Genomic DNA, 22,564 nt, shown 5'->3' on the forward strand with positions numbered 1-22,564 from the left:
GCACCCATATGTGCCCACGCGTCCATTCGACCATGGCTGCTGCGAAATCCAGGACAGCGTGTCATAACCGTCGTCCCCTATATGTTCCCTAGCGTATACGCCGCCGGAATCGAAGACGCCACGACGCTCCTGCACAAGTACAGCGAACCCTTGTCCAGCAAACATTCTTGCCACTTTGTGGCGAGGCTCAACCGGACAGCGATAGGGCGTCTTACCGTATGGAGTTCGGATAAGGATTGACCCGAGTTCCCCAGTGTAACCAATAGGCCGATACAGGTCCGTGGCGAGCTCAACGCCGTCCCGCATTGGAACGCGCAAGCCGGTCTGCAAAACCACTTCGTATCGCGGCGTTGGCGGTTTAATCGGGCCTAGTTCATTACACACTTCAGAGTGCCTCCCAGACATTGAGACTGATTCAAGATGGAGTGGCCAATTTCGACGGGTCTCAGCATTCTATCTGCATGGTGGTGTTCCAGCCCACCTGCCTGTGCAATACCAGATGGAATACGCTCATTGGGGTGGCGCTGATTGCATGCCTTTCACTTAGCGAGCCAGCAGGCTGACAGGTGCTGTGGTCCAACTTCGATCGCCGGCGGCTCCTCAGCTTTGCAACGGTCGAAGGCAAGCGGGCAACGAGGATGGAAACGGCAGCCCTTCGGCACGCGCGCGGCACTTGGAACCTCGCCCTGCAGGGCCGGCAACTCGGCGCGACCTGCGTTGCCGCCAATCTGCGGTGTGGCGTTGCGCAAGGCGACGGTATACGGATGGCGAGGGTTGAATGTGATCTCGTCGGCGCTACCAATCTCGACCAATTTTCCAAGATACAAGACCGCAATCCGGTCGGCGATCAGCCAGGCAAGGGGCAAATCGTGGGTGATGAACAGCAGCGCCATGTTGTGCCTGTCGCGCAAGTCAACCAGGACCTGAAGAATCTGAGCGCGTATCGAGACATCGAGCATCGATACAGGTTCATCAGCAACGATGAGTTCCGGCCGGACGGCAAGCGCTCCTGCAATCACGACGCGCTGGCGCTGCCCGCCGGATAGCTCGTGCGGGAAGCGGGCGAAGAAATCGCCGGGAGGATTGAGCCCAGCGGCCGCAAGCGCTTCACTCACCCGGTCGGCGAGTTGAGTGGCGTTACCGACCAGCCGCAGGGACTGCAACGGCTCCGCCACGATGTCGAACACGGTGTGTCGCGGATTGAGGGCCTGATAAGCGTCCTGGAAGATCATTTGCACGCGACGCCGGTACGGACGTAGAGCCGAGAAGCCCTCTACCGACCTCATGTCGCGGCCTTCGAACAGCATTCTGCCGCCAGTCGGCTTGGCAAGCTTGGTGATGACGCGGCCCACAGTGGTCTTGCCGCTTCCCGATTCGCCGACCAGGGCGACGATCTCGCCCCGCCCGACGTTGAGGTCGATCCCGTCTACCGCGCGCATGGCGCCGACAGATCGGCCCAGGACACGGTCGAACAGACCGCCCTGGATAGGAAAATGAACTTGCAGGCTCTCGAGACGCAGGATGCCGGCAGTGTCAGGCATGAACAGCGACCTTGTCTTCTTGCGTCAAGGACCGGTGAAGGTGACAGGCGACACGTCCCCGCCCGAACTTATTGAGGCTGGGGACTTCGGTCGCGCACCCCCCCATGACCGACGGGCAACGCGGATGGAAAGCGCAGCCCGAGGGTCGATTCACCAAGTTGGGAGGATCACCCGGTATTGGCCGGATCATCTTTTTGCCGCTCGCTGGGTTCGGGATCGATTCGATCAGCTGTCGGGTGTAGGGATGTTTGGGCTGGGCGAAAATCTCGGCGACAGTGCCATCCTCGACGATGCGGCCCGCGTACATGATCATTACGCGATCACAACACTTAGCCACCACAGAAAGGTCGTGGGTGATCAAAATCAGGGCGAGGCTCAACTGCGATCGCAAGTCGCCTAGCAGGTTAAGGATCTGAGCCTGAGTGATGACGTCGAGCGCTGTGGTGGGCTCGTCACCAATGATAATCGAAGGTCGACACGCGAGCGCCATGGCAATCATCACCCTTTGTCGCATTCCGCCCGACAACTCGTGAGGGTAGGCGGAACCACGATCCGCCGGGATGCCGACCAGTTGAAGCAACTCACTTCCCCGCTTGGTCGCCTCGCCCCGCGACATGCCGAGCTTCAGCATGCATGGCTCGGCGATCTGCTTGATAATGCGGTGAACAGGATTAAGTGCGTTCATCGCGCCCTGGAAGACAACGGACGTTTCGCTCCAGCGATGTGGCCGCATCGCCGCATCATCGTCGATCGGCAGTCGGTTGCCACGATAGCGCACTTGGCCGCCGCTGACCCGCGCGTTGGGTGATAGTAGACCAGCGATCGCCATCGCGGTCGTGGTCTTGCCACTGCCCGATTCTCCGACGAGGCCCACGGCCTCTCCGGCTCGGAGCGCGAAGCTTACGCCGTCGATTGCTCGCAATGAAACGCCCTTGAGCCCATAATCGACAGAGAGCCGGTCTATTTCCAGAAGCGGTGTTTTGTCCTGGGAGGAGCTGGTCATGGGATCACCCTCCGCCGTGGATTGAACGTGTCGTCAAGGGCACTGCCAATCAGGACGAAGCTAAGCGAAACCGTGAGTACGCACAGTCCTGGGGCGCCGAGGTACCACCAGGCTCCAGCACTGGCCGCGCCGGCGCGCTGAGCGAGCGAAAGCAAAGTGCCCCATGAAGGCTGCAACGGGTCCCCGAGTCCAAGGAATGAGAGCGATGTCTCGACATAGATTGCGCTGGCGACCACCAGCGCACCATTGGCTGCGATTTGCGGCACGAGATTGGGGAGGATGTGCCGCACCATGATGCCGAAATTACTGCTACCCGCAACGCGCGCACGATCAATGAATGGTCGCTCCTTAAGCGACAGTGTCTGACTCCGGACGATACGTGCAACAAAGGACCAGCTTGTCATGCCTATAACGACAATGATCACGAAAAGAGAAGGACGGAAGCCCAGGATTTCTCCACCGCGCCCCATCACCTCGAGAACCACGGGTGTAATGACCAGCGCCAGCACGAAGGACGGCATGACAAAAAAGAAGTCTGTCAAGCGCATCAGCCAGACGTCGACCCTGCCACCATAGTAGCCAGCGGTCGTACCGATTGTAGTCCCAACGACGAGGCTGATCACAGTCGCGAGTAGCGCAATCGTAAGCGAGATCCGGGCACCATGGAGGACCAGATTGAGCACGTCCCGCCCGATTTCGTCCGTGCCGAGCAGATGCTCGCCTGATGGGGGTGCGAGGAAATCGCCAGTTGCATTGATCGCAGTCTGGAGCGGTCCCGCCAGAATATTGGGGACCGCTCCCACAACAAGAAAGAATACCAGACATACGAGGCCCACCTGAGCACCGCCATAGCTGAGAAATTGACGCAGAAAGCCTTTTATTGCGCGCGCCCGGCCTCGCGGGCAATATCGAACAATATTGTCGCTCATTGTCGGACCCTCGGATCTAGAAGGCTGTAGGCAAGATCGGCTACGAGGTTTGCGAGAACAATTGAAACGCCAAGCAACAGGAATATGCCTTGAAGGACTGGGTAGTCCCGTGCGTTGAGTGCTTCCACCGTCAGCCCGCCGATACCCGGCCAGGCGAAAACGGCTTCGACAGTGATGGCCCCGGCGACCACATAGCCAATATTGAGGGTGATCAAGGTCACGACCGGTAGCATTGCATTGCGAAATGCATGACGCATCAGCATTTGACCGTTGGTCAGCCCTTTCGCCCGTGCGGTTACCATGTAATCCTCGGTGAGTACGTCACTCATTGCGGCACGAGCGACGACGACGTACTGGCCGATTAGCCCAAGCGCCACCGCAGTGGCGGGAAGCGTGAGATGTTGCAGGTAGTCGAGGAACGAACCAAGAGAGCCCGTGATCAGGCCGGGCGAGTATGCACCATAGCCCGGGAGCCAACCCAATGCCGTGCTGAAGATTACCACCAGGATCATGCCGAGCCAGAAAGCCGGCGTAGAATAGAGCGCCAGAGAGGCTCCGGTTGCGATACGGTCGCCGGCTCCTCCCCGGCGCCAGCCTGCGTAGATCCCAAGCATCACCCCAATAACGATTGCCATTATCTGAGCAACCCCGACTAGGACTATGGTGTCCGGCAGGCGTTCCGCTATCAGGTCTGCGACATGCCTGCCCCTGAACTTGAAGCTGTAGCCGAAATCGCCGCGGAGTGTTGCCGACAGGTAGTCGACCGCCTGGTCCGGGAACAGCGGCCGGTCAAGGCCCCAACGTTGGTTCTGCGCCTCAATCTGCTCGGCGGTGACGCTGACGCGCGCCCCGCCAAGCAAAAGAGATGCAGGGTCACCTGGAATAACTCGGAATAGGATGAAGTTCAGGACTGCCACCATCAGGAGGGTTATAGAGGCCCTGACGATGATGCGCAGGATGTGACGGCTCCCTCCCCCTCCGTTCACGGCGCGGGCACCGGCTTCAAGCGATCGAATGGGAAGTAGCTGTCCATCGACATGATGCCTTGCTTTCCCCAACCCTCGAAGCAATCCCTCCGGTGGGCTTCGAGCAGGGTGGGGTAACATAGTACGATGTAAGGCGCTTCAGTATAAATTAGTCGCGCTGCCTGGTCGACCAGCTTTTGGTTTTTCTTGAGGTCAACGGTGACCTGCACCTCCGCGAACAGTTTGTCGAACTCCGCATTCGTCCAGTACGCCTTGTTCTTGATGCCGATGGAATTGCTGCTGCCGAAGATGAGCAGGTCTTTAGGTGTTGGGCCTTGCCAGGTATCGGAAATGAGCAGATCCCACCCTCCGCCGCCTTTCGCCGGAGCTGCGGCGCGGGCGCTCAGCGCACCGGAGTCGAGCCGAGTCACCGATACAGGGATACCGATTTGCTCCAACCAGCCAGCGATAAACTGCACTGCCGCGACCGGCATCTCTATATTTGCTGAAGGTCCAGACACCAGCTCTAGCTGGAAACTCTTCCCGTCCTTGTCCTCCCGAATGCCATCGCCGTTCGTGTCCCGGTACCCTGCGGCGTCAAGCCGGCGGTTGGCTTCGGCGAGATCGAAGTGGCGCCTGATGTCGTTCAGATCTGAATAGTAATCGGCCGCCACCGGCATTGCGAGTCCGACACCAGGGTCGGCGTGTCCGCGCATGGCTCGATCGACGATGGCCTTCTGATCGATCGCGTAGCCGAGCGCATCGCGAAACGCCGGATCCTGCAGAGCCTTGGTGCTACCTGCGCCATCTCCCGAAGCGGTGTTGAAGGCGAGATAGGTTTTCTGAGCTATGCGGGATTCACCGACTACAATGTCGGGATCCTTCGAGAGATCAGCCCACTGGGCGGACGTCAGGTAGTTGCCATAATCGAGTTCCCCGCTCTTAAGACCTTGCGCAATCGGATCGGCGGCATCGAAGGACCGCAGGATCACCCCCGCGATTTGGGGCTTCCCCGTACGGAAATAGGGGTTCGGCGTCAGGCGTGTAAACTGGCCCTGGTGAAACTCCGAAACGATCATAGGTCCCGTACCCACCAAAGGCGGATCGTTGCGGAAGGTTACGCGTGCGTCAGCATAGCTGATGTCCTTCCAAATGTGCTCGGGAACGATCATTATGATATTGTCTATTGGCCAGGTCGCGGGGAACTTGGTCACGATCTGCAAAGTCTCGTCGTCGAACGCTTTGATGGACTCGACGTTCTCAAGACCGCTGGTGCTGTTCCACCCGACGTTTAGCTCGTCGGGCTTGCCTATGGAATCGTGCAAATAACTATAAGTGAACGCCGCGTCCCTAGCGGTAGCAGGCTGGCCGTCCGACCACTTCATGCCGGGCCAGATCTTGAAGGTCCAAGTGAGGTTGTCGTCGGCGACGGACCAAGATTGGGCAAAGCCCTTTCGATCGTCGTATCGCTGGGCGTCTATGCAGACCAAGAAATCATAGCAAATAGCCAAGGGCCAAAAGGAGCCCCAAGTGGCGAAGGGGTTCATCGAATCAGGGCCTCCACCCAGTCCGCCGATTCGCAGGATGCGATCGTCGCACGACGAGGCGAACGCCCTCGAGTTAATCCCCCAAGGGGTCGCCGAAATCGCCAGCATTGCCTTCATAAGCGCACGACGATTATATGAGTATTGGCTCATTTTATCCTCCCTGTTTGCCGGCTTTATCATCACTTCATGTTCACACGACCACGATGATCTACGGCCTCAACCCGGAACATCTGGCTTCCTTTTGACGGAAGCTCCACAGTCCCCTCATTCCAGATAAGTAGCAGTGCCCAGGGGGGTGGTTCCTGCAAATTGGCCGCTGTGCCTGCATGAATCCGGCGTTTTTCTCGATTCTGGGCACAGCTAGCCAGAATTAAAGTCGATTGGCCGGTTCCAGCTCCTGGCGGCGCCCACGGACAATTCGCATATAGCAAACGAGGCAGTCATTCAGGTTCTGTTCGCGACCTCGGGTTGGAGGGTCCCGTCGAGCCGCAAACGCCTTTATCACGGATGTGTGATGTCGGAATGTCGATGCCGAAATTCCAGAGGATATCCTCTTCCGGCACACGACGGTCTAAGAGGCGTTCGACAAGCTGCGCGCCGCGCAACAACACGGAGCTTGAGCCGCCCGTTGAAAAACGATGTAAACGCTGATGGATCTCCAGCCTGATGCGTGGCCGCCAGCTCGTCGACCGTGAACTATCCGCAAGCCATTGATCTGGCCTTTTGATTGAGGCGGATAGCGTCTTTTGAATTGCAGGATTAGCGGTATTTGGACGCTGTTTTCCTGCAATTCGGTTTTGCGATTCCCTTGTGCTGCGGAGCGTGATTCACTCGGTTCGGCGGCGGCGAATCGAGGGGACGGCGAATGTCCAAGCCACGCGAGACGGGAGAGCAGGACCTGTTCCGCTCCAGGCTCGATCAGATCATCAACATGAAGCAGGCGATCGACCGGCCGGTGCTGGAGGAGCGTTTCGGCGCCGTCTATTCGGACGGCCCCGGCATGCCGCCGCTGCCGACCCGGCTGATGGCGGGGCTGGCGATCCTCAAGCACACCTTCAACCTGTCGGATGAGGTGCTGTGCGAGCGCTGGGTGGAGAACCCTTACTTCCAGTATCTCACCGGCGAGACGTTCTTTTGCCATACGCTGCCGTTCGACCTCTCGTCGATGACGCGCTGGCGCAGCCGCATGGGCGAGGAGCGGATCGTGGCGCTGTTGCAGGAGAGCCTCAGCCTTGCGGTCAAGACCGGGGCGATGAAGCCGGCCGACACGCGCCAGGTGATCGTCGACACAACCGTGCAGCCGAAGAACGTCATGTTCCCGACCGACGCCAAGCTCATCAACCGGGCGCGCGAACGGCTGGTGCGGCTGGCCAAGAGGGAAGGAGCTCCATTTGCGCCAGAGCTATCAGCTGGCGCTGATCAGCCACCAGCGCTATGCCCACGCCAAGCAGTTCAAGCGGGCCAACAAGGCGCTGCGCAGGCTCAAGACCTATCTCGGCCGGACCATTCGCGACATTTCTCGCCAGATCGCCGGCGATGCGGGGCTGGACGCGCTCTTCAAATGGCCGTTCTACCAGGCCGCCACCGTTCTCTAGCAACGCCAGCGCCAGCGCGGCCGCAAGATCTACAGCCTGCACGCGCACGAGGTGGAATGCATTGGCAAGGGCAAGGCGCATATGCCCTACGAGTTCGGTGTGAAGGTGTCGGTGGCCACCACGCTGAAGCGCTCCAAGGGCGGCCAGTTCGCCCTGCATGCAAAAGCGCTGCCCGGCAATCCCTATGACGGCCACACGCTGGCAAGCGTCATATCGGCCACATCAAGAACGAACACCGCATGGGCCGCAACTACCTCGCCGGCCAGCAGGGCGACGCCCTCAACGCCGTCCTGGCCGCCGCCGGATACAACTTCTCCCTCCTGCTCAGGTGGCTGAAGTGATTTTTGTGGCCCTTGATCGCCCTGCTTCAACTCCGGCCGAAGTCGGTCGCCGCTTAGCGTCTGGATCACGGTCGACCAGCACGAGTTCCAAAAATCCAACCTGCATCTCAGGCACCGCGTCCTGACCTCGGAAATCGAGGATCCAGTCTCGACAGAGTATTCGACAAGATGCGGACGTGTGTTACAATAACGAGCCGCAACTCATACCAGACATGAGCTCATATTTTGGGATAGTGGCCTCCAAGCGGTCAAGCCACGGACGCGAATGTCATCCGATAAAGGGTCGCGGCGTCATAGATGGGCAGTCCTGTCCTACGACGGATTGCTGACGTCACCATCGGGAACAATGTACATTCAAATAGGAGGGCGGCAATCCCCGGATGTGCGGCGCCAAGTCGCGCGACACAGGCTGCAACCTCCGACTCCATTTCAACAACACCAGCCGGCCACGCGTCACCTTCAATGCCGCCGATGACTACTCTTGCCTCTGCGGATGAATCTATGCCCAGCAGCTCTTTGCCGCAGTGTCTTGAGTCTGCGGCCACAACGGCGAGCTTTGCGTCAGCTGGAAGCTGCCGGAGTAGCGTGGGCGCCAGTAGCAGGCTCGACATGGCCACCGGGACTTCGACAGACGCGGCCACTGCAGCCTGGTACCGGATACTGAACCCGCAGTCCCCGGTTATCGCGACTGCTCCGCGCTCGACCAACCGCCTGGCAGCTGCAATGTAGGCCGGCTCGAGAGAAGCATCACCGGGAATGACCCTCTCCTCCAAAGCCCCGGCCGCGGTCTCTATTATAATTGGGAAGTCGAAAGTTGCCGGGTTGAAGACCGACTCCGGTTGCGGTGGCGGAAATTCACGAGGCGGAAGTCCGATCTCCAGCCCAATAATTCCGAGGGCCCTTTGTTGAGTTGTCACGGAAGCATCCTTCTTCTGGAAGCAGCTAAGATGGTGATTTCGGCAGCAAATGCCCATCACCTGCGCGATACAGGTTCTCTCTGAATGCACGAATTTAACAGCGTCGAAACGGCTGTTTCAGAGAAACATGCCTTTCCAGGCGCAGTAAGTCGGCATTGTTTTGGTGCATTCGCATGAAAGCCGTAAAAACTGGGAAACCGCAGAACGCTTGTGCGACCCTCCCCGGGCCTGTAGGATACCGGGTTTGCGTCCGCCGTCAGACAATCGTGTTAGGGCACTTTCCAGAGCCCAGATGCCCTGAATGGCAGATTGAACGCACATCAGATCTTCAAGCTCGCAACTGCCGAACGGGCAGCGCTATTTACCTAACTCGACCAATCTGGGGCTTGGACCGGACGATCCTAGTTATGCAGTCCTGAATGAACTGGGGCAGTAACCTCGACATCAACCCGGCCCTGAAAAACCGCGCGTAGGTTCGTCGCAGGGCAGCCTGCTCCGAACGGACCAGTTCCTGCCCGGAAGCCACCCACGGGATAACTCAACTAGCGGCACAACCCGCAACTCACCTCGTCTCCAGCACCGCATTGAGAAACTGCTGCGTTCGCTCGTTTTGCGGATTGCCTAAAAGCTGGCTGGGCGGGCCTTGCTCGACAATCTTACCGCCAGAAAAGAAGCACACGCGATCGGAGAACTCCTTGGCAAAGCCCATCTGGTGCGTGACCATCAGCATTGTGAGGTCATGTTCGGCGCTGAGCTTGCGGATGACGTTGAGCACCTCTCCAACCAGTTCCGGGTCAAGCGCTGATGTCACCTCGTCAAACAGCATCACCTTGGGCCGCATGGCCAACGCCCGAGCGATCGCCACGCGTTGCTTCTGGCCCCCGGAAAGCTGGATCGGGAAATGGTTCTTCTTGTCGCCGAGGCCCACCAAGTCGAGCAGCTCTGCCGCTCGGGCCTCCGCCTCCTTCTTCGAGAGCCCAAGGACGGAGATCGGCGCCTCCATGCAGTTCTGCAGAGCAGTCATATGCGGGAACAGGTTAAAGTGCTGGAACACCATACCGATCTTGGCACGCACGCGACGGAGATGACGCTCGCTCGCCGGCACTATTTGGCCGTTCTTCTGCGTATGCGTCAACGGTTCACCGTCGACCCATATCACCCCCCCGTTGATGTGCTCAAGCGTCATCAGCATGCGCAGAACGGTGGTCTTGCCCGAGCCGGACGGACCAATGATGGACACCTTCTCGTTGCGTGCGATCTCGAGATTGAGTTCGTCCAGCACCGTCAACGCGCCGTAGCGCTTTGTGACGTTCTCGAAGCGAACTATGGGTTCGTTCATGACTTTTTCGCTGCGCCTGATATCGAGGTCAAGCTCGTCCCGCCTGGCTGATGCCCTAGGGCGCTTCGTGAGATCGTCCTCGAAGCGAAGCACAAATTCGCTCATAGTATAAGGCCTCCCTATTGCAGATGGTAGCGGCGGTTGAGCCAGACGCGGACCGACTGCACGATAGCGGAAGCAACCAAGCTGAACACGTAGTAGAAGAAGCCGCACATAGTGATCGCTTCTATGTATCGATAGTTATTGCCCCCGAAATTTTTCGCCTGCTGCAGCATCTCGAAGATCGAGATTGCCGCCAGGACCGGCGTGTCCTTGAACATGCCGATGAAGTAATTGCCCAGAGCTGGCACCATGGGCGGGATCGCCTGCGGCAGAATGATTGTTCGCCAGGTCCGCGTTCGCGAAAGGTTTAGTGCCGTACAGGCCTCCCACTGGCCGCCATCCACATTCTCGATGCCGCCGCGGAAGACTTCGGAACAATAGGCTGCATAGTGGATCCCCAGCACGCCAACTCCCGCCGTCCAGGCAGGAATGAAGATTCCGATCTGCGGACCAACGAAATAGACAAAGAACAACTGCAGCAGCAAGGGCGTTGAACGGATAAACTCCACGATCTCCGCCATGGTGGTCGAGACGTAGCGGTTTGGCGACTGGCGAATCATCGCGAAGACAAGACCCAATATCAGCGCGATCGCAAACCCGAGCAGCGTAGCCTCAATGGTGACGATCGCTCCCTGATAGAGATATGGGAAAGCCTCCCATACGTAAGACCAATCCCAGATCTTCAAGCCACCTGCTCCCGAACGAAACCGCGCGAGACGCGGCGTTCCAGCCAGCGCACGAAAGGAGTGATGAGGGCGCGCGCGATGATGTAATAACCGAATAGTGCAACCGCAAAGAACAGCATATAATCGCCAGTTGCGTCGGCCGCCTGCTTGGCGGCGCTAGTAAATTCGGGAATGGTGATGAAGAAGACGAGCGAGCTACCCTTAAGCACATCGATGAGCATGTTACCCCAGGTCGGCAGCATGGCGCGCATTGCCTGTGGGAGGATAATACGCCGCATCATGGTGAGCCGCGAAAAATTGAGCGCTGTAGATGCCTCATACTGGCCCCTATCAACGGCCTGAATGGCGGCGCGGACATACTCGGCTGCGTAGCCAGAGGCATTCATTCCGATCCCCAAAATTCCGACAGTCCACGGCGACAGGAAAATACCGAAAATCGGCAATACAAAGAACCACCAGTAGAGCTGAACCAGCATGGACGTCCCGCGGAAGAATTCGATGTAGGCGATACTGAACCAGCGCAACTGCCGACGGGGAGAGACTCGGGTCAGGCCCACGAAAAGCCCAAGGACGATCGCTACGACGCAGGCGCCAAGAGTGACGATGACCGTAGTCATGACGCCCTTGGTGAGCACGGCAAAGATAAAGCTGAGATCGACCTTACTCATATGCCCTCCCCACTGACCGCCTACCGGCCAAGGGCCGGGGAGCGGTCAGACGCATAGCTTCAGCCCTTGCAAAGATCAGCGGTCTTGCTGCCATCCGGGAGATCGCGTTTGGTGTAACCATATTTGCCGACCGCGGCCATCATTTCGTCAGAGCCAATATAGTCTTTCAACACAGCATTGAACGCGTCTACCGCAGCCTGTTCGCTGAGCGGGAAGGCTATGGCGGGATGTTCATTCGGTCCCGGCGGGGTATACGGGTCAGCCACCTCAATGCTGGGATCCTGCTCGGCAAGAGTCGTCGCGTTCAGACTATAGAGCGAGCCGGCAGCGGCGCGGCCGGCCTTTACAGCCTGTACGACCTCGGGCGGTCCGGCGACCTGCATAACCTTGTCGTCAGGGAAACCTAATTTCTTCGCCTGCTCGACTGCGGTGGTACCCGTCATGATGGCCAGGGTAAGCCCCTTCTTCTGAGCGTCATGGAGGGAATGCAGCGCTTCCGGATTGCCCTTCGGCACGATCATCGAATCATTGCTCGATGCGATCGGTTCGCTGAACAGGACGTTGCGGCACCGCTCCGGCTTAATCCACATGCCGCCCGTGATGATGTCAAAGCGACCAGCCTGGAGGCCCGGGACAAGGGAACCCCAATCGGTTACGACCGGCTCGATTTTGGTCGTTCCCATCTTTCTCAGAACGTCCAGTGTCATCACATTGACCAGGCCAAGCGGCTCGTTGTTCGCACCAGGATAGGCACTGGGAGGCTCATTGGTGAAGCCAAGACGGATCGTTTCTCCGTTCTTAATCTTATCGAGCAGCGACTCCGCCGAGGCCGAACCGGCAAAGGACGAGATTGTCATCGCCGCCAGGCCGAGCGCGGCAATCCTCTTCAAGATTGCAGCCTTAAAGCATTCGTCGAGTTTCCACTTGACCACTGGTTAGTCCTCCGTTTTCGCATCGCCGATGGTCTCCCGATATGCCTCGGGAAAAGACCATTGCATCATTTGTTGAGCTTGTAGTCCGGCGGTTCCCATCATCGTGTGAGCTGCAGGGTCCCCACTTAGGTATAGATTCCTCCAGTCGATCCTTTGCTACGCCACTTGTGCATGCTTCGTGAGCGTAGCAGCGCAGCTGTGGTGCTTTGTGCGAGAAATGCAAGTTATTCGCAGAAATTCGGTGATTTTTGGGTGCATACGCACATTTCCGTCATCCCCGTGGTTCGTTGGAAGTGAACAATCGCGAGCTGTGGTATGGCCAACTGAGGCACACCACGTCTTGCATGACTCCTGCCCTGCCCGGTTGGATGGGCGCCACCGCCTGGGCTATGCCCTTGTTGCCATGGCAGGGCACAAGTTCGTCGTATGCGACACGCCGCTGAGAGATTCGCCTCGGAGACGCTGGCCCGAGCATTGTTCCCGTCACAGTTGATCATTCGTGCCATTGACGGATGAGTCTGTTCACGGCTTCGCTCCGGATCAACCTGGACGGAATCGCCGGCATTATTGAGCAGATGGAAATCTGAATTCCTGATCAGCTTCGCCAGGTTGATCCCTTGCTCCGGCGTCGCGGTAGGGTCGTTCTTGGACCAGATGATCAACGTCTGGGCCTGAAGCTGATCAAGGTAGGGGAAGATATACTTCTGCTGCAGCAGTGGATAACGATGCAGGTTTGTCTCGTCTTCCGGCAATCTCTGCCAGATCTCCCATTGTCCCCGAGCCGCGGCCCGCCGATAGGCTTCTCGCTCGGCGCATTCCACATCCTGCCCGTGGGCGCGGCAGCTTTTCCGCCGTGCGGTGATGTATTCCTCTTCGCTCGGCATCGGGCCGGAACAGCCGTAAGCCTGCCGGCAGGCCTCCAGCCAAGCTTCGTCACGGTCATCTCCGAACGCCGGCGACACGGAGTTAGCGGTCAGCAGGACAAGCTTAGAAACAAGATCGGGACGCACGATCGCGACCCGCGCGTCGACGAATGATCCTTCTGAATGGCCGACTAGCGTGATCTGCTTCAAACCCAGTTGTTGGAGGAAGCTAATTACATGATTCACACGACCGAGCCGGTTAATGTATTTGCAGTCAGCAGGATAATCCGTTCCCCCAAAATGGAGTTGATCAATCGCTACTACCGTAAATTGATCGGATAGCCCGTTCAGCTGCCGAACAAAGGAACTCTTAGCCTCTGCACGGAAGCCCGCCCCCTGCAGGAAAACAATCGGCCTACCAGCTCCGTTCTCGCAGTACGATGTCTCGACACCATCAACCGATACGCGATGCTTGGTGATCATCGGTTCCTCGGCAAAAGGAGGGGCATCAGGTCGGCATTGCGACATGCGAGATGGACTGCCATTGCTCACTCCTGAGCGTAGCAGCCTCACATGCCACGTTGCCGAACTATCTCGTCTGAATACCGGAAATCGGCACCCCGGAGCCTCGCGTCTTGTCACTTTGCTCTGTCGTCGCCCAGCCACTGCGGCCGGGAGCCTTTTAGGTGCATGGGTGGCATTCCCCGCAAGATTTCAACCCTTGCACAGGTCGCCGGTCTTGGTGCCGTCCGGCAGATTGATTTTGGTGTAGCCGTATTTTGACCGACTGCATCATTTGGTCGGAGCCGATATAAGTATTCAATACCTCGTTGAAGGCATCGACCGCCTGCTGATTGGGCAGGAAGGCGAGACTTGGGTAGCCGGCCTTCCCAGCCGGCGGGGTGAACGGATCTGCCATTTCAACGCTGTCGACCTTGTCAGCGAGCTCCTTACCGTGAAGTAGTTTAGCGACCCCGCCGCCGCGCGGCCGACCTTCACTGCCTGCAAGAATTCGGCCTGGCCGGCGACCTGCATGACACGATCCTCCGGAATGCCCGCGTCTTTGGCGGTCGTGACCGTGTCGGAACCGGCGGTGGTGACCAGCGTTAGGCCCTTATCACGAATATCGTCAAAGGAGTGCTGGTCTTTTGGGATTGCCATTCGGCATGAGCAGGGCTTCGGTGAACTTAGCAAGCGGCTCGGTGAACACCACATTGCGGCAGCGCTCCGGCAGAATGTACATGCCGCCTGGCCTAGCTCCGTCTGCCGTCTCTCAAGGTTGTGTCGGCCAATTTCTCAGCCACCATAATCGTCGGAATGTTTGTGTTCGCCCGAGGGCAAAATGGCATGACGGAAGCGTCGGCGATCCTCAAACCCAAAATACCATGAACGCGTCCCGACGGATCGGTCACAGCGCCAGGATCCGCGGCTGCCCCCATCCTGCAGGTCGACGTCGGATGCCAACTTGGGATGACGTTCTGGCGAATATACCGATCCAGATGTTTCTCGTCGTTGACGAGATCGGAAATGCTATCCCCATCCGTTATGACGCGCCTAATCAGCCCACGGCGCAGCCGCGGCGACGCGTCCATGAGCAGCGCCAGAAATGACGTGAGTGCATAGTTTGTGCTTGTGACCTTGCTCACCAGCTTCGCTCGCGCATTCAACGCTGACGGAAACGGGTCCAGCGCCACAGAGGACAGCGAATCTTGCTGCAGCAGGCGGACTATGAAGCGAAAGCCCTGCTTGAGGCGCTCGGCGTCCCGCTTGTCGCTCAACCAGTTGAAATCGACCTCCGGCTCTATTTTATGCGAACTACCCTTGAGCGCCACAGTTCCCGTCGAGTAGCTGCGATTGACCCACACGGCGAGAGTGCCGAGGCGCCTCCCCAGCGGGTGCCAGGATGATTTGGCAACAGTCGATATTGCCATATCGGTCGACGGGCAGCCTTCGTAACCCGACGAGTAGCGGGCGTGCATCTGAATATATTCGCTCACGCCGGGTGACAAGCGATCGGCCGGCTTCAAATAGGCCGAAACGCAAATCGTGGGGTGTTCCTGAAGATTCTGGCCCACACCTTTCAAATCTGCAACGATAGGGATTCCGAATTGTACTAATTCCTTCGCGGGGCCGATCCCGGAGCGCATCAATATGGCGGGTGAATGGAGTGCTCCTGCGCACAGGATAACGCAAGAAGCGCTATACGATTGCACGCCCGATTTGTTCTCCGTCTCGACCCCCGTTACCGTTGTTCCCAAAAAGGTCAGCCGCGCAACTGTCGTTTCGGATAAAATCGTTAGATTGCGGCGAGAGCGGACGGTTTCGGGTAAGTACGCCATCGCGGAGGAGACCCGATGACCATTGCGGTTGGTCAATGGGACAACTGAATAGCCATCACCGAATGCACCATTGAAGTCTGGCCTGAAATGAAGCCCCAAAGCATCGTAAGCATCGGAGATTGCCCGGATGAAGCCCGACCAGTCTGATTGGCGCACACGTTTGATTGGCAAGGGGCCGTTCGTGCCATGAAATTCCCCGCCGAAATCCAAATCGCATTCTAGACGACGGAAGTAGGGCAGCACGTCTTCCCAACCCCAGCCCGTTGCACCGCTTGAGGCCCACTCATCGTAATCTCCGGGCCCGCCGCGGTTGGCGACTTGGGCATTGATGCTGGAGCCGCCACCCATGACGCGCGCCTGTTCGTAATGGACAGGCTTGCGGCCACCTCGCACCGTTGTCGCGTGGAGTGACTGCCATCGATAACCGGGATTAAGGTAAGCACGCGTTGGGTCGCCATCCTGGATGTCGTCAGGAATGGCATTCGGCGGCGTATCAGGGCCAGCTTCAATGAGCAGCACGCGAGCGCCATAGGCGGAGAGCCTGCTCGCCATCACGCATCCAGAGGAGCCACCACCCACGACGATATAATCGAAAACCACGCAAACTCGCAAATGTCTGAGTCGGGCAAAAATCTAGCAGACGGCGAGCAAGCAAAAACGCGCAATTATCTTGCAGGACGCAGGAAATCAGCGCATTCTTAAGAGATTCGCATTATGGCGGCCTCCCAACGGGGCGGAACGTTTAAACATGACCTTGCCAGCAGTCCATCAGGGCTGAAGGCGATGCCGGAGCGTCGTGACTTAAGTGGACAAAGCGCATCGCGACTGAAGGGGACAAACCTATCGCGAGATACATCAGAATGCAGCCCGGTAGGTCCAGAAGTGCTTTTGCAGCATCGCGCTGACGAGGCCGTTGTAAGGAGCAGAATGATGCTTCGCCTTGCGCTCCATCGCCGCTTTAGCGGTACGAAAACTCCCGTCCCAATCATGGCCGGCGGGCAAGGCGGCTGACCCTTGCGCCAGTCATCGGTGAATCGGATCAACCAGTTGTTGAATGCGCGTAAGATTGCGCGTTCTATACATCGATTGGCACCGCCAAGGTTACCTTCGTGCGATCCATCACAATCATCGTGCTGTAATTTCTAACAGCCGGGCTATCAAAGAAGAAACGCCTCGAGAATGCGTCGTACTCTGCCAAGTCACGCACGGAGAGAAGGAGAACGAAATCGGCGTTACCGGTGACCGCATACGCGCTCATTACTTCAGGCGCCTTCTGTAGAGACTGCTTGAAGCGATCGATGACGTCGGAACGATAGCGCTCAATGTCGACCAAGACCAGCATCATCAGGGACCTGCCCACCGCCTCAGGCGACACGATTGCAACATCAGCCTCAATTACGCCAATTTGTCGCAACTGCTTCAATCGCCGCTGACAGGCCGTGGGCGATATACCGGCCAGTTGGCCCAATTCTTCCGTTGTTTGGCGATTGTTGCGCTGAACAGCGCTTAAGATTTTCAGATCTATCCGATCCAATTCCATGGTCATTCTCCGGAATAGCTGCAATTTGCGCAGAAAAACTGCGATATGCACTCGACTGTAGCCTCAACCCCGCGCAGACGGAAGCCCAAACGATCAGGCCAGGCATGGGACCAAAGTCGGCTATCGTCCTCGACGTCAGTTATAGCCATTGGCCGAAGAGTGCTGTCCACCATCGCCCAACTGACAATGGCAGCCGACGGTCAAAAGCCGAGGCCTTGCGCCCAGTTCGGCCGAGGAAACGTCTCGGAACTTAAACGCTAAGCCGACTGGACGATGATGATAGGGGGGACCTCTATTTCCGCGCTTCGGCTTCCATTCGTTGGCTCACGCTGCCAAGAGTCTCATCTGTGTATAGGGAATCGAGCGCTAGGTTCGCCTGCCCCGGTTGCTGCATCAAATGCAGCCGTCTTGAGGTGGTTGGGAAAAATCGTCACCGCAGCCACACAAACCGCCGGCCTTATGCAACCTGCCGGCAATTTCGCATAATTACTGCATCCCGCCGCTCAGAATTTGCGCAAGGCGCCCAATGTAGCGCGCTATTGTCTCACAACGGCACCTACACGCCACTTCATAAAGCAGAAGAGGCCTGGCTTTGCAGGCTTCAGATTGAGGAGTTCGCCTATGAGCAAGCAATTCGCACCTGAAATGGATGCAGGTCTCGCGGTTTTCAATCGCCTGGAGTCTGAGGTGCGCAGCTACGTCCGCGCCTTCCCCGCCCTATTCGATCGCGGAGTCGGGACCACTCTCATCGCTGCAGACGGTCGGGAATATCTCGACTTTTTCGCCGGTGCAGGCGTTTTGAATTATGGGCACAACAACCCCGTCATCAAGAAGGCGCTGCTGGATTATATCGAGCGCGACGGAATTGTGCATGGGCTGGACCTTGCCACGACGGCCAAGAAAGCCTTCATCGAAGCTTTCGAGCGATACATTCTCAAGCCTCGTGGTCTGACATACAAATTACAGTTTCCCGGCCCCACAGGTACGAACGCGGTCGAAGCGAGTCTAAAACTGGCTCGCCAGGTGACCGGGAGATCGAACATCGTCTCGTTTACCAACTCGTTCCATGGGGAAAGCGCTGGAGCATTGGCAGCGATGGGAAACAAGGAGCACCGGGCCGCTGCCGGGTTTCCCCTCGCCCATGTGACATCGTTGCCATACGAAGGCTACCTGGGGGCGTCAGTTGACACAATCGATTACTTCGAAAAGCTTCTCAATGACCCCAACAGTGGCCTCGACAAACCTGCCGCGGTGATCCTGGAAGGGATCCAAGGTGAAGGCGGCATCAATGCTGCGAGCGTTACTTGGCTGCAACGGCTGCGCGAGCTAACGTCGCGGCACGGAATCTTGATGATCCTCGATGACATCCAGGCCGGGGTCGGTCGCGCGGGCAGTTTCTTCAGTTTCGAAGCGGCTGCAATTGTGCCGGACATCGTTACCCTGTCCAAATCTTTGTCGGCGATCGGAACCCCAATGGCCCTTATTCTCATCAAGCCTGAACTTGATGTCTGGGCCCCGGGCGCACACACCGGGACCTTCAGAGGCAACAACTATGCTTTCGTCACTGCTCGTGCGGCCCTCGAAGCTTACTGGTCCGACTCCAAGTTCGAGGATGAGATCGCTCGCAAGTCTGCGATCTTGGTCCAAGAACTCAACGCGATTACCGAGGAATTCCCCACCCTCGGCCTGAGCGTGCGAGGCCGCGGTCTGATGTACGGACTCGTTTCACCGAAGCACCACTCCTTGCCAGGTCTGGTCTCCCAGGAGGCTTTTCGTCGGGGCTTGGTGATCGAGATCGCCGGCTCATACGGTGAGGTGCTTAAGTTCATGACTGCCCTCACCATCGCCGAGGCTGACCTTCGGCGTGGTCTGTCCATCATTCGCGACAGCATTGGCGCAGTAGCGACTACCCTCGACGGTGGAGGCGCGGCTCGCTAGCCGACAAAGCACCGGGCCACTAGCAGGTCCAAAATCGGGCCGCTCGCAGTCACGGAACGGGAAGGCCGTTCCGTGGCATGTGGCAGTGGGCGAACTCGGAGCGGCTGAACGGCAGACTAGGGCTTTCACTGCCGGACCGATACCACGGTTGCCGTTCTTCCTGCGGCGCCGACCACTGTCGCTGCGCCAATTCGAAGAAAATCGAGCGATAAGAAAGAGGACTGGATGGCCAGCAACGACGTAGTCAAAAATTATATCGATGGCGAGTGGCGGGATTCTGTGTCCGGCACACGCATCGAGGTCGATGACCCGGCGAGCGCCGAAACGATTGCTGTCGTAGCTGAAGCAGGACCCCAAGACATCGAGCTTGCCGTTACTGCTGCTCACCGCGTTTTTCGCGACCGCGTGCTGATAGACATGCATCCGTATGATCGCGGTCGCATGTTGTTTCGCGTTGCCGACGCCCTTGAAGCGCGTTTCGACGAGATCGCAGCCATTAACTGCGCGGAGACGGGGAAGGCATTGGAACTTGCCGATGGCGAGGTTCAGACCGCCATCAGATACCTGCGATACTATGGTGGCTTGGCCGACAAACTTGAAGGGCGCTCGATCCCGCGCGGGGCCAACCTGGTCAACTACACAGTCAGAAGTCCCTTCGGCGTGTCCGCCCAGATCGTTCCGTGGAATGGTCCACTTGAACTGACGGCCCGCTCGCTGGCCTGCGCCATCGCAACCGGCAACTCAGTCGTGGTGAAGTCGCCGGAACTAGCTCCCCTTTCCGGAGTTGAACTTGCGCGTGCCTGTGAGACAGCGGGGCTGCCTGCCGGAGCGGTCAACGTGCTCACTGGATACGGCCAAACGGCAGGCCAGGCGCTGATCGAACATCCCGACGTTCGCCACATCGTCTTCACGGGCTCGATTACTACTGGGCGGACGGTGCTCAAGACGGCAGCGGATCGGATCGTGCCCTGCATAATGGAACTGGGCGGAAAGTCGGCTGCAGTTGTGTATTCCGATGCCGACCTCGACTGCGTTGTGGAAGCGGTACGCGTCGGGACCTTTCTGAATGCAGGCCAGAATTGCAACAACCTTACACGTCTTATTGTGGAACGTTCTATTGCAGACAAACTGGTGGAAAGAGTGAGGGTCTGCGTCGAAGGACTGTCGGTCGGTCCAGGACGCGAAAACTGCGACATCACCCCGTTGATCTCCCGAAACCAACGACAAGGAGTTGAGCGGGCCTGCCAGACGGCCCTCTCGCAGGGCGCGCGACTCGTAACCGGCGGGACTGCGCTTTCGGAGCGGAGCGGTTACTTTATGGCGGCCACGGTGTTTGCCGATGTCGCGCGAGACAGCAATCTCTTCCAGCAAGAAGTATTCGGTCCTGTTCTTGCCGTTACCACGTTCGATAATCCGGGAATGGCCGTCAATCTCGCGAACGACACCGTTCACGGTCTGGCAGCGGGCGTGTTCACGCGGGATATTGACCGGGCCCTCTGGACCGCCGACCGCCTTTGGGCCGGTCAAGTGTACGTGAATGGGTGGTATGTGGGCGGGGTGGAAACACCGTTCGGTGGGATAAACCAGTCCGGCTACGGCAGGGAGAAGGGTCAGGAAGCGCTGGACGGCTACGTTCAGACGAGAAACGTTGGTATCCGCCTCTCGCAGCCACCATCTGGAAATTGAACGCTTGCTGATCCCTACCGACGGCGCGGCTGTCGGGCGATGCAGGATTCAATGACCTCGACCAAATCGAAATAAGCCCGGCGAGAGAATCCGTATCGGAGGTCATCGAGAACAACTCTAATCATAGGATTTTTGGCTGCGGACGGGCTTTACCCACCACGGACATGTAGGAGCGCATTGCCTAGCCCGCTGCGTGGGTCGCATGGGTCAGGAGAGGATCACAGTGCTTCAGAGACAATTGAGATTCGCAGAGCTGCCGCCGAAGATTTCGACAAGTTGGCAATGTTGAACCGCGAGTTGATCGAGGCCGAGAAGCATCGAAACCCCGATGACGGTTTCAGAACTCAAGGAGCGGTTTATTCAGTTGGTGAATCGCGAAATTTGGATGGTCGACCTCTTCAGCCAGAACGGCGAGATTGTGGGCCTCGCCACTCATCGTTTGGAGCCAGACAATGCGGAGCCGAGTGGGCAACGCGTCTTTTTGAGGCAATTCTACGTCAGCTGCCAACACCGACGTTCGGAGATTGGCTGCAGGACCCTTGAGCTGCTTATTCGGTCTCGTTTCCACAACAAATCAAGGATTTTCCTCGACGTGCTGGAGACCAATCCTGGCCGCAAGACCTTCTGGTCTCACACCGGTTTTGTCGCCTACAGCACGCTCATGGAGCGTCTCGTTGAAAAAGCGGACACCAAATAACCTGCGGTGCTGGGAATTAATTTGGGGATCGGATTGTCTGGCATTTGCGTGCGTCGCGCAAAAACACGAGAATAGAATCGAGCCGGTCGTAACCGAATGGGGCTCACTTGTCCCCGGCCTGCAGGCTAGCCGCTTCGACTTCATCACGGCCGGCATGTGGATCAAGCCGGAGCGCTGCCGCAACGTGCTGTTCAGCGAACCGATCGCTACGGAGAGAGGCGCACTGCTGGTGCCTAAGGGCAACCCGGAAGGGCTGCATTCTTATGAGGATGTGCGTGACAAGGGACTCACCTTCGTCAGTGATACAGGCTACACCGCGGTCCAGGACGCGAAAAAGTCAGGCATCGCCGACGACAAAATCATGCAGGTCGCCGGACCGCCGGCGGACAGGCTGTCGCGCCGCCGCCGGTGCCCTCGACTACTTTACAGCGACTGGACTTGTTAAGAAGGACCACAGCCTTGAGCTGGCCGATTCGTTCATCGCGCCAGCCAACTATCCTGCTATCGCCTTCGAGCTCAACGAGCAGGCTGCGGTCGACGCGTTCAATGCCGTATGCAGGACTATGTTGGCTCTGGCGAAATGATGGCAGTATTCGGCAAATACGGCTACGGCAAAGACAACCTGCGGACGGCAGCAAGACCGCTGACCTCTGCAGAGGCTGAAGGCAATGTGCCTTAACACGTCCCCGGTCATGGCGGGGACGTGTTCAGTGGGCAAGCGTCTGTGAGGCGATTTCAGGTCCACCGTGGCGGTGCTCACAAGACGCGCCTCATTGCCTGAAACAAACACATCTACACTTCATCGGGTGCGCACATGTGAGCGTCGCGGCCCACAATACGACGGCCAATATGCGGGCTGGCTCACCTGCCACATCAGGCAACTGCGCAAGCAAATCCCCTGACGTGTGCCGGAACGAGAAGCAGGAGAATACTGTG

General features: G+C 58.1%; 17 protein-coding genes and 1 pseudogene. 5 read left to right on the forward strand and 13 right to left on the reverse strand.

Annotated features, from left to right (window positions below; translation table 11 throughout):
• Nucleotides 1–539: 539 nt before the first annotated feature.
• The 5 genes from FJV77_RS26280 to FJV77_RS26300 are packed head-to-tail and all read right to left on the reverse strand — an operon-like array spanning nucleotide 540 to nucleotide 6,135.
• A complete protein-coding gene (locus tag FJV77_RS26280) occupies nucleotides 540–1,541 on the reverse strand; it encodes an ABC transporter ATP-binding protein (protein WP_063169341.1) in 1,002 nt (333 codons plus the stop codon).
• On the reverse strand, nucleotides 1,534–2,544 hold the full coding sequence (locus FJV77_RS26285; protein WP_063169342.1) for an ABC transporter ATP-binding protein: 1,011 nt from the start codon (nucleotides 2,542–2,544) through the stop codon (nucleotides 1,534–1,536). Before FJV77_RS26285 ends, FJV77_RS26280 begins: the two co-directional genes overlap by 8 nt.
• Nucleotides 2,541–3,473: an ABC transporter permease gene (locus tag FJV77_RS26290; protein ID WP_063169343.1), complete on the reverse strand. Its 933-nt coding sequence runs from the start codon at nucleotides 3,471–3,473 to the stop codon at nucleotides 2,541–2,543. Before FJV77_RS26290 ends, FJV77_RS26285 begins: the two co-directional genes overlap by 4 nt.
• A complete protein-coding gene (locus tag FJV77_RS26295) occupies nucleotides 3,470–4,459 on the reverse strand; it encodes an ABC transporter permease (RefSeq protein WP_063169344.1) in 990 nt (329 codons plus the stop codon). Before FJV77_RS26295 ends, FJV77_RS26290 begins: the two co-directional genes overlap by 4 nt.
• Nucleotides 4,456–6,135: an ABC transporter substrate-binding protein gene (locus FJV77_RS26300; protein WP_063170379.1), complete on the reverse strand. Its 1,680-nt coding sequence runs from the start codon at nucleotides 6,133–6,135 to the stop codon at nucleotides 4,456–4,458. Before FJV77_RS26300 ends, FJV77_RS26295 begins: the two co-directional genes overlap by 4 nt.
• A 715-nt stretch (nucleotides 6,136–6,850) precedes the next feature.
• Between FJV77_RS26300 and FJV77_RS26305 the strand changes: the two are divergent.
• A pseudogene (locus tag FJV77_RS26305) lies at nucleotides 6,851–7,921 on the forward strand (IS5 family transposase).
• 248 nt (nucleotides 7,922–8,169) lie between these two features.
• On the opposite strand, the gene FJV77_RS32525 reads toward FJV77_RS26305, so the two are convergent.
• The 8 genes from FJV77_RS32525 to FJV77_RS26350 form a co-directional block, all read right to left on the reverse strand.
• Nucleotides 8,170–8,838 carry a hypothetical protein gene (locus FJV77_RS32525; RefSeq protein ID WP_176477193.1) on the reverse strand — a complete coding sequence of 223 codons (669 nt, stop codon included), beginning with the start codon at nucleotides 8,836–8,838 and terminating at the stop codon, nucleotides 8,170–8,172.
• Nucleotides 8,839–9,400: 562 nt separating this feature from the next.
• Entirely contained in the window at nucleotides 9,401–10,177 is a 777-nt protein-coding gene (gene ehuA, locus FJV77_RS26315) for an ectoine/hydroxyectoine ABC transporter ATP-binding protein EhuA (protein ID WP_063170381.1), read from the reverse strand.
• Nucleotides 10,178–10,296: 119 nt separating this feature from the next.
• The gene (gene ehuD, locus FJV77_RS26320) at nucleotides 10,297–10,965 is read right to left on the reverse strand and encodes an ectoine/hydroxyectoine ABC transporter permease subunit EhuD (RefSeq protein ID WP_063169345.1); all 669 of its coding nucleotides are present in this window, start codon (nucleotides 10,963–10,965) and stop codon (nucleotides 10,297–10,299) included.
• Nucleotides 10,962–11,633, reverse strand: coding sequence for an ectoine/hydroxyectoine ABC transporter permease subunit EhuC (ehuC, locus tag FJV77_RS26325; RefSeq protein WP_063169346.1), 672 nt, complete (start codon nucleotides 11,631–11,633; stop codon nucleotides 10,962–10,964). The genes ehuD and ehuC overlap by 4 nt, the downstream gene beginning before the upstream one ends.
• A gap of 59 nt (nucleotides 11,634–11,692) precedes the next feature.
• The gene (gene ehuB, locus FJV77_RS26330; RefSeq protein WP_082826582.1) at nucleotides 11,693–12,565 is read right to left on the reverse strand and encodes an ectoine/hydroxyectoine ABC transporter substrate-binding protein EhuB; all 873 of its coding nucleotides are present in this window, start codon (nucleotides 12,563–12,565) and stop codon (nucleotides 11,693–11,695) included.
• Nucleotides 12,566–12,789: 224 nt separating this feature from the next.
• Nucleotides 12,790–13,911 carry an alpha/beta hydrolase gene (locus FJV77_RS26335; protein WP_063169347.1) on the reverse strand — a complete coding sequence of 374 codons (1,122 nt, stop codon included), beginning with the start codon at nucleotides 13,909–13,911 and terminating at the stop codon, nucleotides 12,790–12,792.
• A gap of 770 nt (nucleotides 13,912–14,681) precedes the next feature.
• Nucleotides 14,682–16,367, reverse strand: a complete 1,686-nt coding sequence (locus FJV77_RS26345) for a GMC family oxidoreductase N-terminal domain-containing protein (RefSeq protein WP_063169348.1) — start codon at nucleotides 16,365–16,367, stop codon at nucleotides 14,682–14,684.
• Between the two features lie 475 nt (nucleotides 16,368–16,842).
• Nucleotides 16,843–17,307 carry an Lrp/AsnC family transcriptional regulator gene (locus tag FJV77_RS26350; protein WP_063169349.1) on the reverse strand — a complete coding sequence of 155 codons (465 nt, stop codon included), beginning with the start codon at nucleotides 17,305–17,307 and terminating at the stop codon, nucleotides 16,843–16,845.
• 621 nt (nucleotides 17,308–17,928) lie between these two features.
• Here FJV77_RS26350 and ectB point away from each other — a divergent pair.
• The 4 genes from ectB (at nucleotide 17,929) to FJV77_RS33095 (ending at nucleotide 22,073) form a co-directional block, all read left to right on the forward strand.
• Entirely contained in the window at nucleotides 17,929–19,245 is a 1,317-nt protein-coding gene (gene ectB, locus FJV77_RS26355; protein ID WP_063169350.1) for a diaminobutyrate--2-oxoglutarate transaminase, read from the forward strand.
• Between the two features lie 225 nt (nucleotides 19,246–19,470).
• On the forward strand, nucleotides 19,471–20,931 hold the full coding sequence (locus FJV77_RS26360) for an aldehyde dehydrogenase family protein (RefSeq protein WP_063169351.1): 1,461 nt from the start codon (nucleotides 19,471–19,473) through the stop codon (nucleotides 20,929–20,931).
• A gap of 328 nt (nucleotides 20,932–21,259) precedes the next feature.
• Nucleotides 21,260–21,628: a GNAT family N-acetyltransferase gene (locus FJV77_RS26365; protein ID WP_063169352.1), complete on the forward strand. Its 369-nt coding sequence runs from the start codon at nucleotides 21,260–21,262 to the stop codon at nucleotides 21,626–21,628.
• Nucleotides 21,606–22,073 carry a transporter substrate-binding domain-containing protein gene (locus tag FJV77_RS33095; RefSeq protein ID WP_224571101.1) on the forward strand — a complete coding sequence of 156 codons (468 nt, stop codon included), beginning with the start codon at nucleotides 21,606–21,608 and terminating at the stop codon, nucleotides 22,071–22,073. Before FJV77_RS26365 ends, FJV77_RS33095 begins: the two co-directional genes overlap by 23 nt.
• Nucleotides 22,074–22,564 lie beyond the last annotated feature (491 nt).

The organism is Mesorhizobium sp. WSM4306 (assembly GCF_007003975.1).
Lineage (GTDB): Bacteria > Pseudomonadota > Alphaproteobacteria > Rhizobiales > Rhizobiaceae > Mesorhizobium.

Bases quoted from the DNA above. Each gene is read 5' to 3' on its own strand.
- FJV77_RS26280 (WP_063169341.1), bottom strand. From the start codon at position 1,541: ATGCCTGACACTGCCGGCATCCTGCGTCTCGAGAGCCTGCAAGTTCAT.
- FJV77_RS26285 (WP_063169342.1), bottom strand. From the start codon at position 2,544: ATGACCAGCTCCTCCCAGGACAAAACACCGCTTCTGGAAATAGACCGG.
- FJV77_RS26290 (WP_063169343.1), bottom strand. From the start codon at position 3,473: ATGAGCGACAATATTGTTCGATATTGCCCGCGAGGCCGGGCGCGCGCA.
- FJV77_RS26300 (WP_063170379.1), bottom strand. From the start codon at position 6,135: ATGAGCCAATACTCATATAATCGTCGTGCGCTTATGAAGGCAATGCTG.
- ehuA (WP_063170381.1), bottom strand. From the start codon at position 10,177: ATGAACGAACCCATAGTTCGCTTCGAGAACGTCACAAAGCGCTACGGC.
- ehuC (WP_063169346.1), bottom strand. From the start codon at position 11,633: ATGAGTAAGGTCGATCTCAGCTTTATCTTTGCCGTGCTCACCAAGGGC.
- FJV77_RS26335 (WP_063169347.1), bottom strand. From the start codon at position 13,911: ATGATCACCAAGCATCGCGTATCGGTTGATGGTGTCGAGACATCGTAC.
- FJV77_RS26350 (WP_063169349.1), bottom strand. From the start codon at position 17,307: ATGGAATTGGATCGGATAGATCTGAAAATCTTAAGCGCTGTTCAGCGC.
- ectB (WP_063169350.1), top strand. From the start codon at position 17,929: ATGAGCAAGCAATTCGCACCTGAAATGGATGCAGGTCTCGCGGTTTTC.
- FJV77_RS26360 (WP_063169351.1), top strand. From the start codon at position 19,471: ATGGCCAGCAACGACGTAGTCAAAAATTATATCGATGGCGAGTGGCGG.
- FJV77_RS26365 (WP_063169352.1), top strand. From the start codon at position 21,260: ATGACGGTTTCAGAACTCAAGGAGCGGTTTATTCAGTTGGTGAATCGC.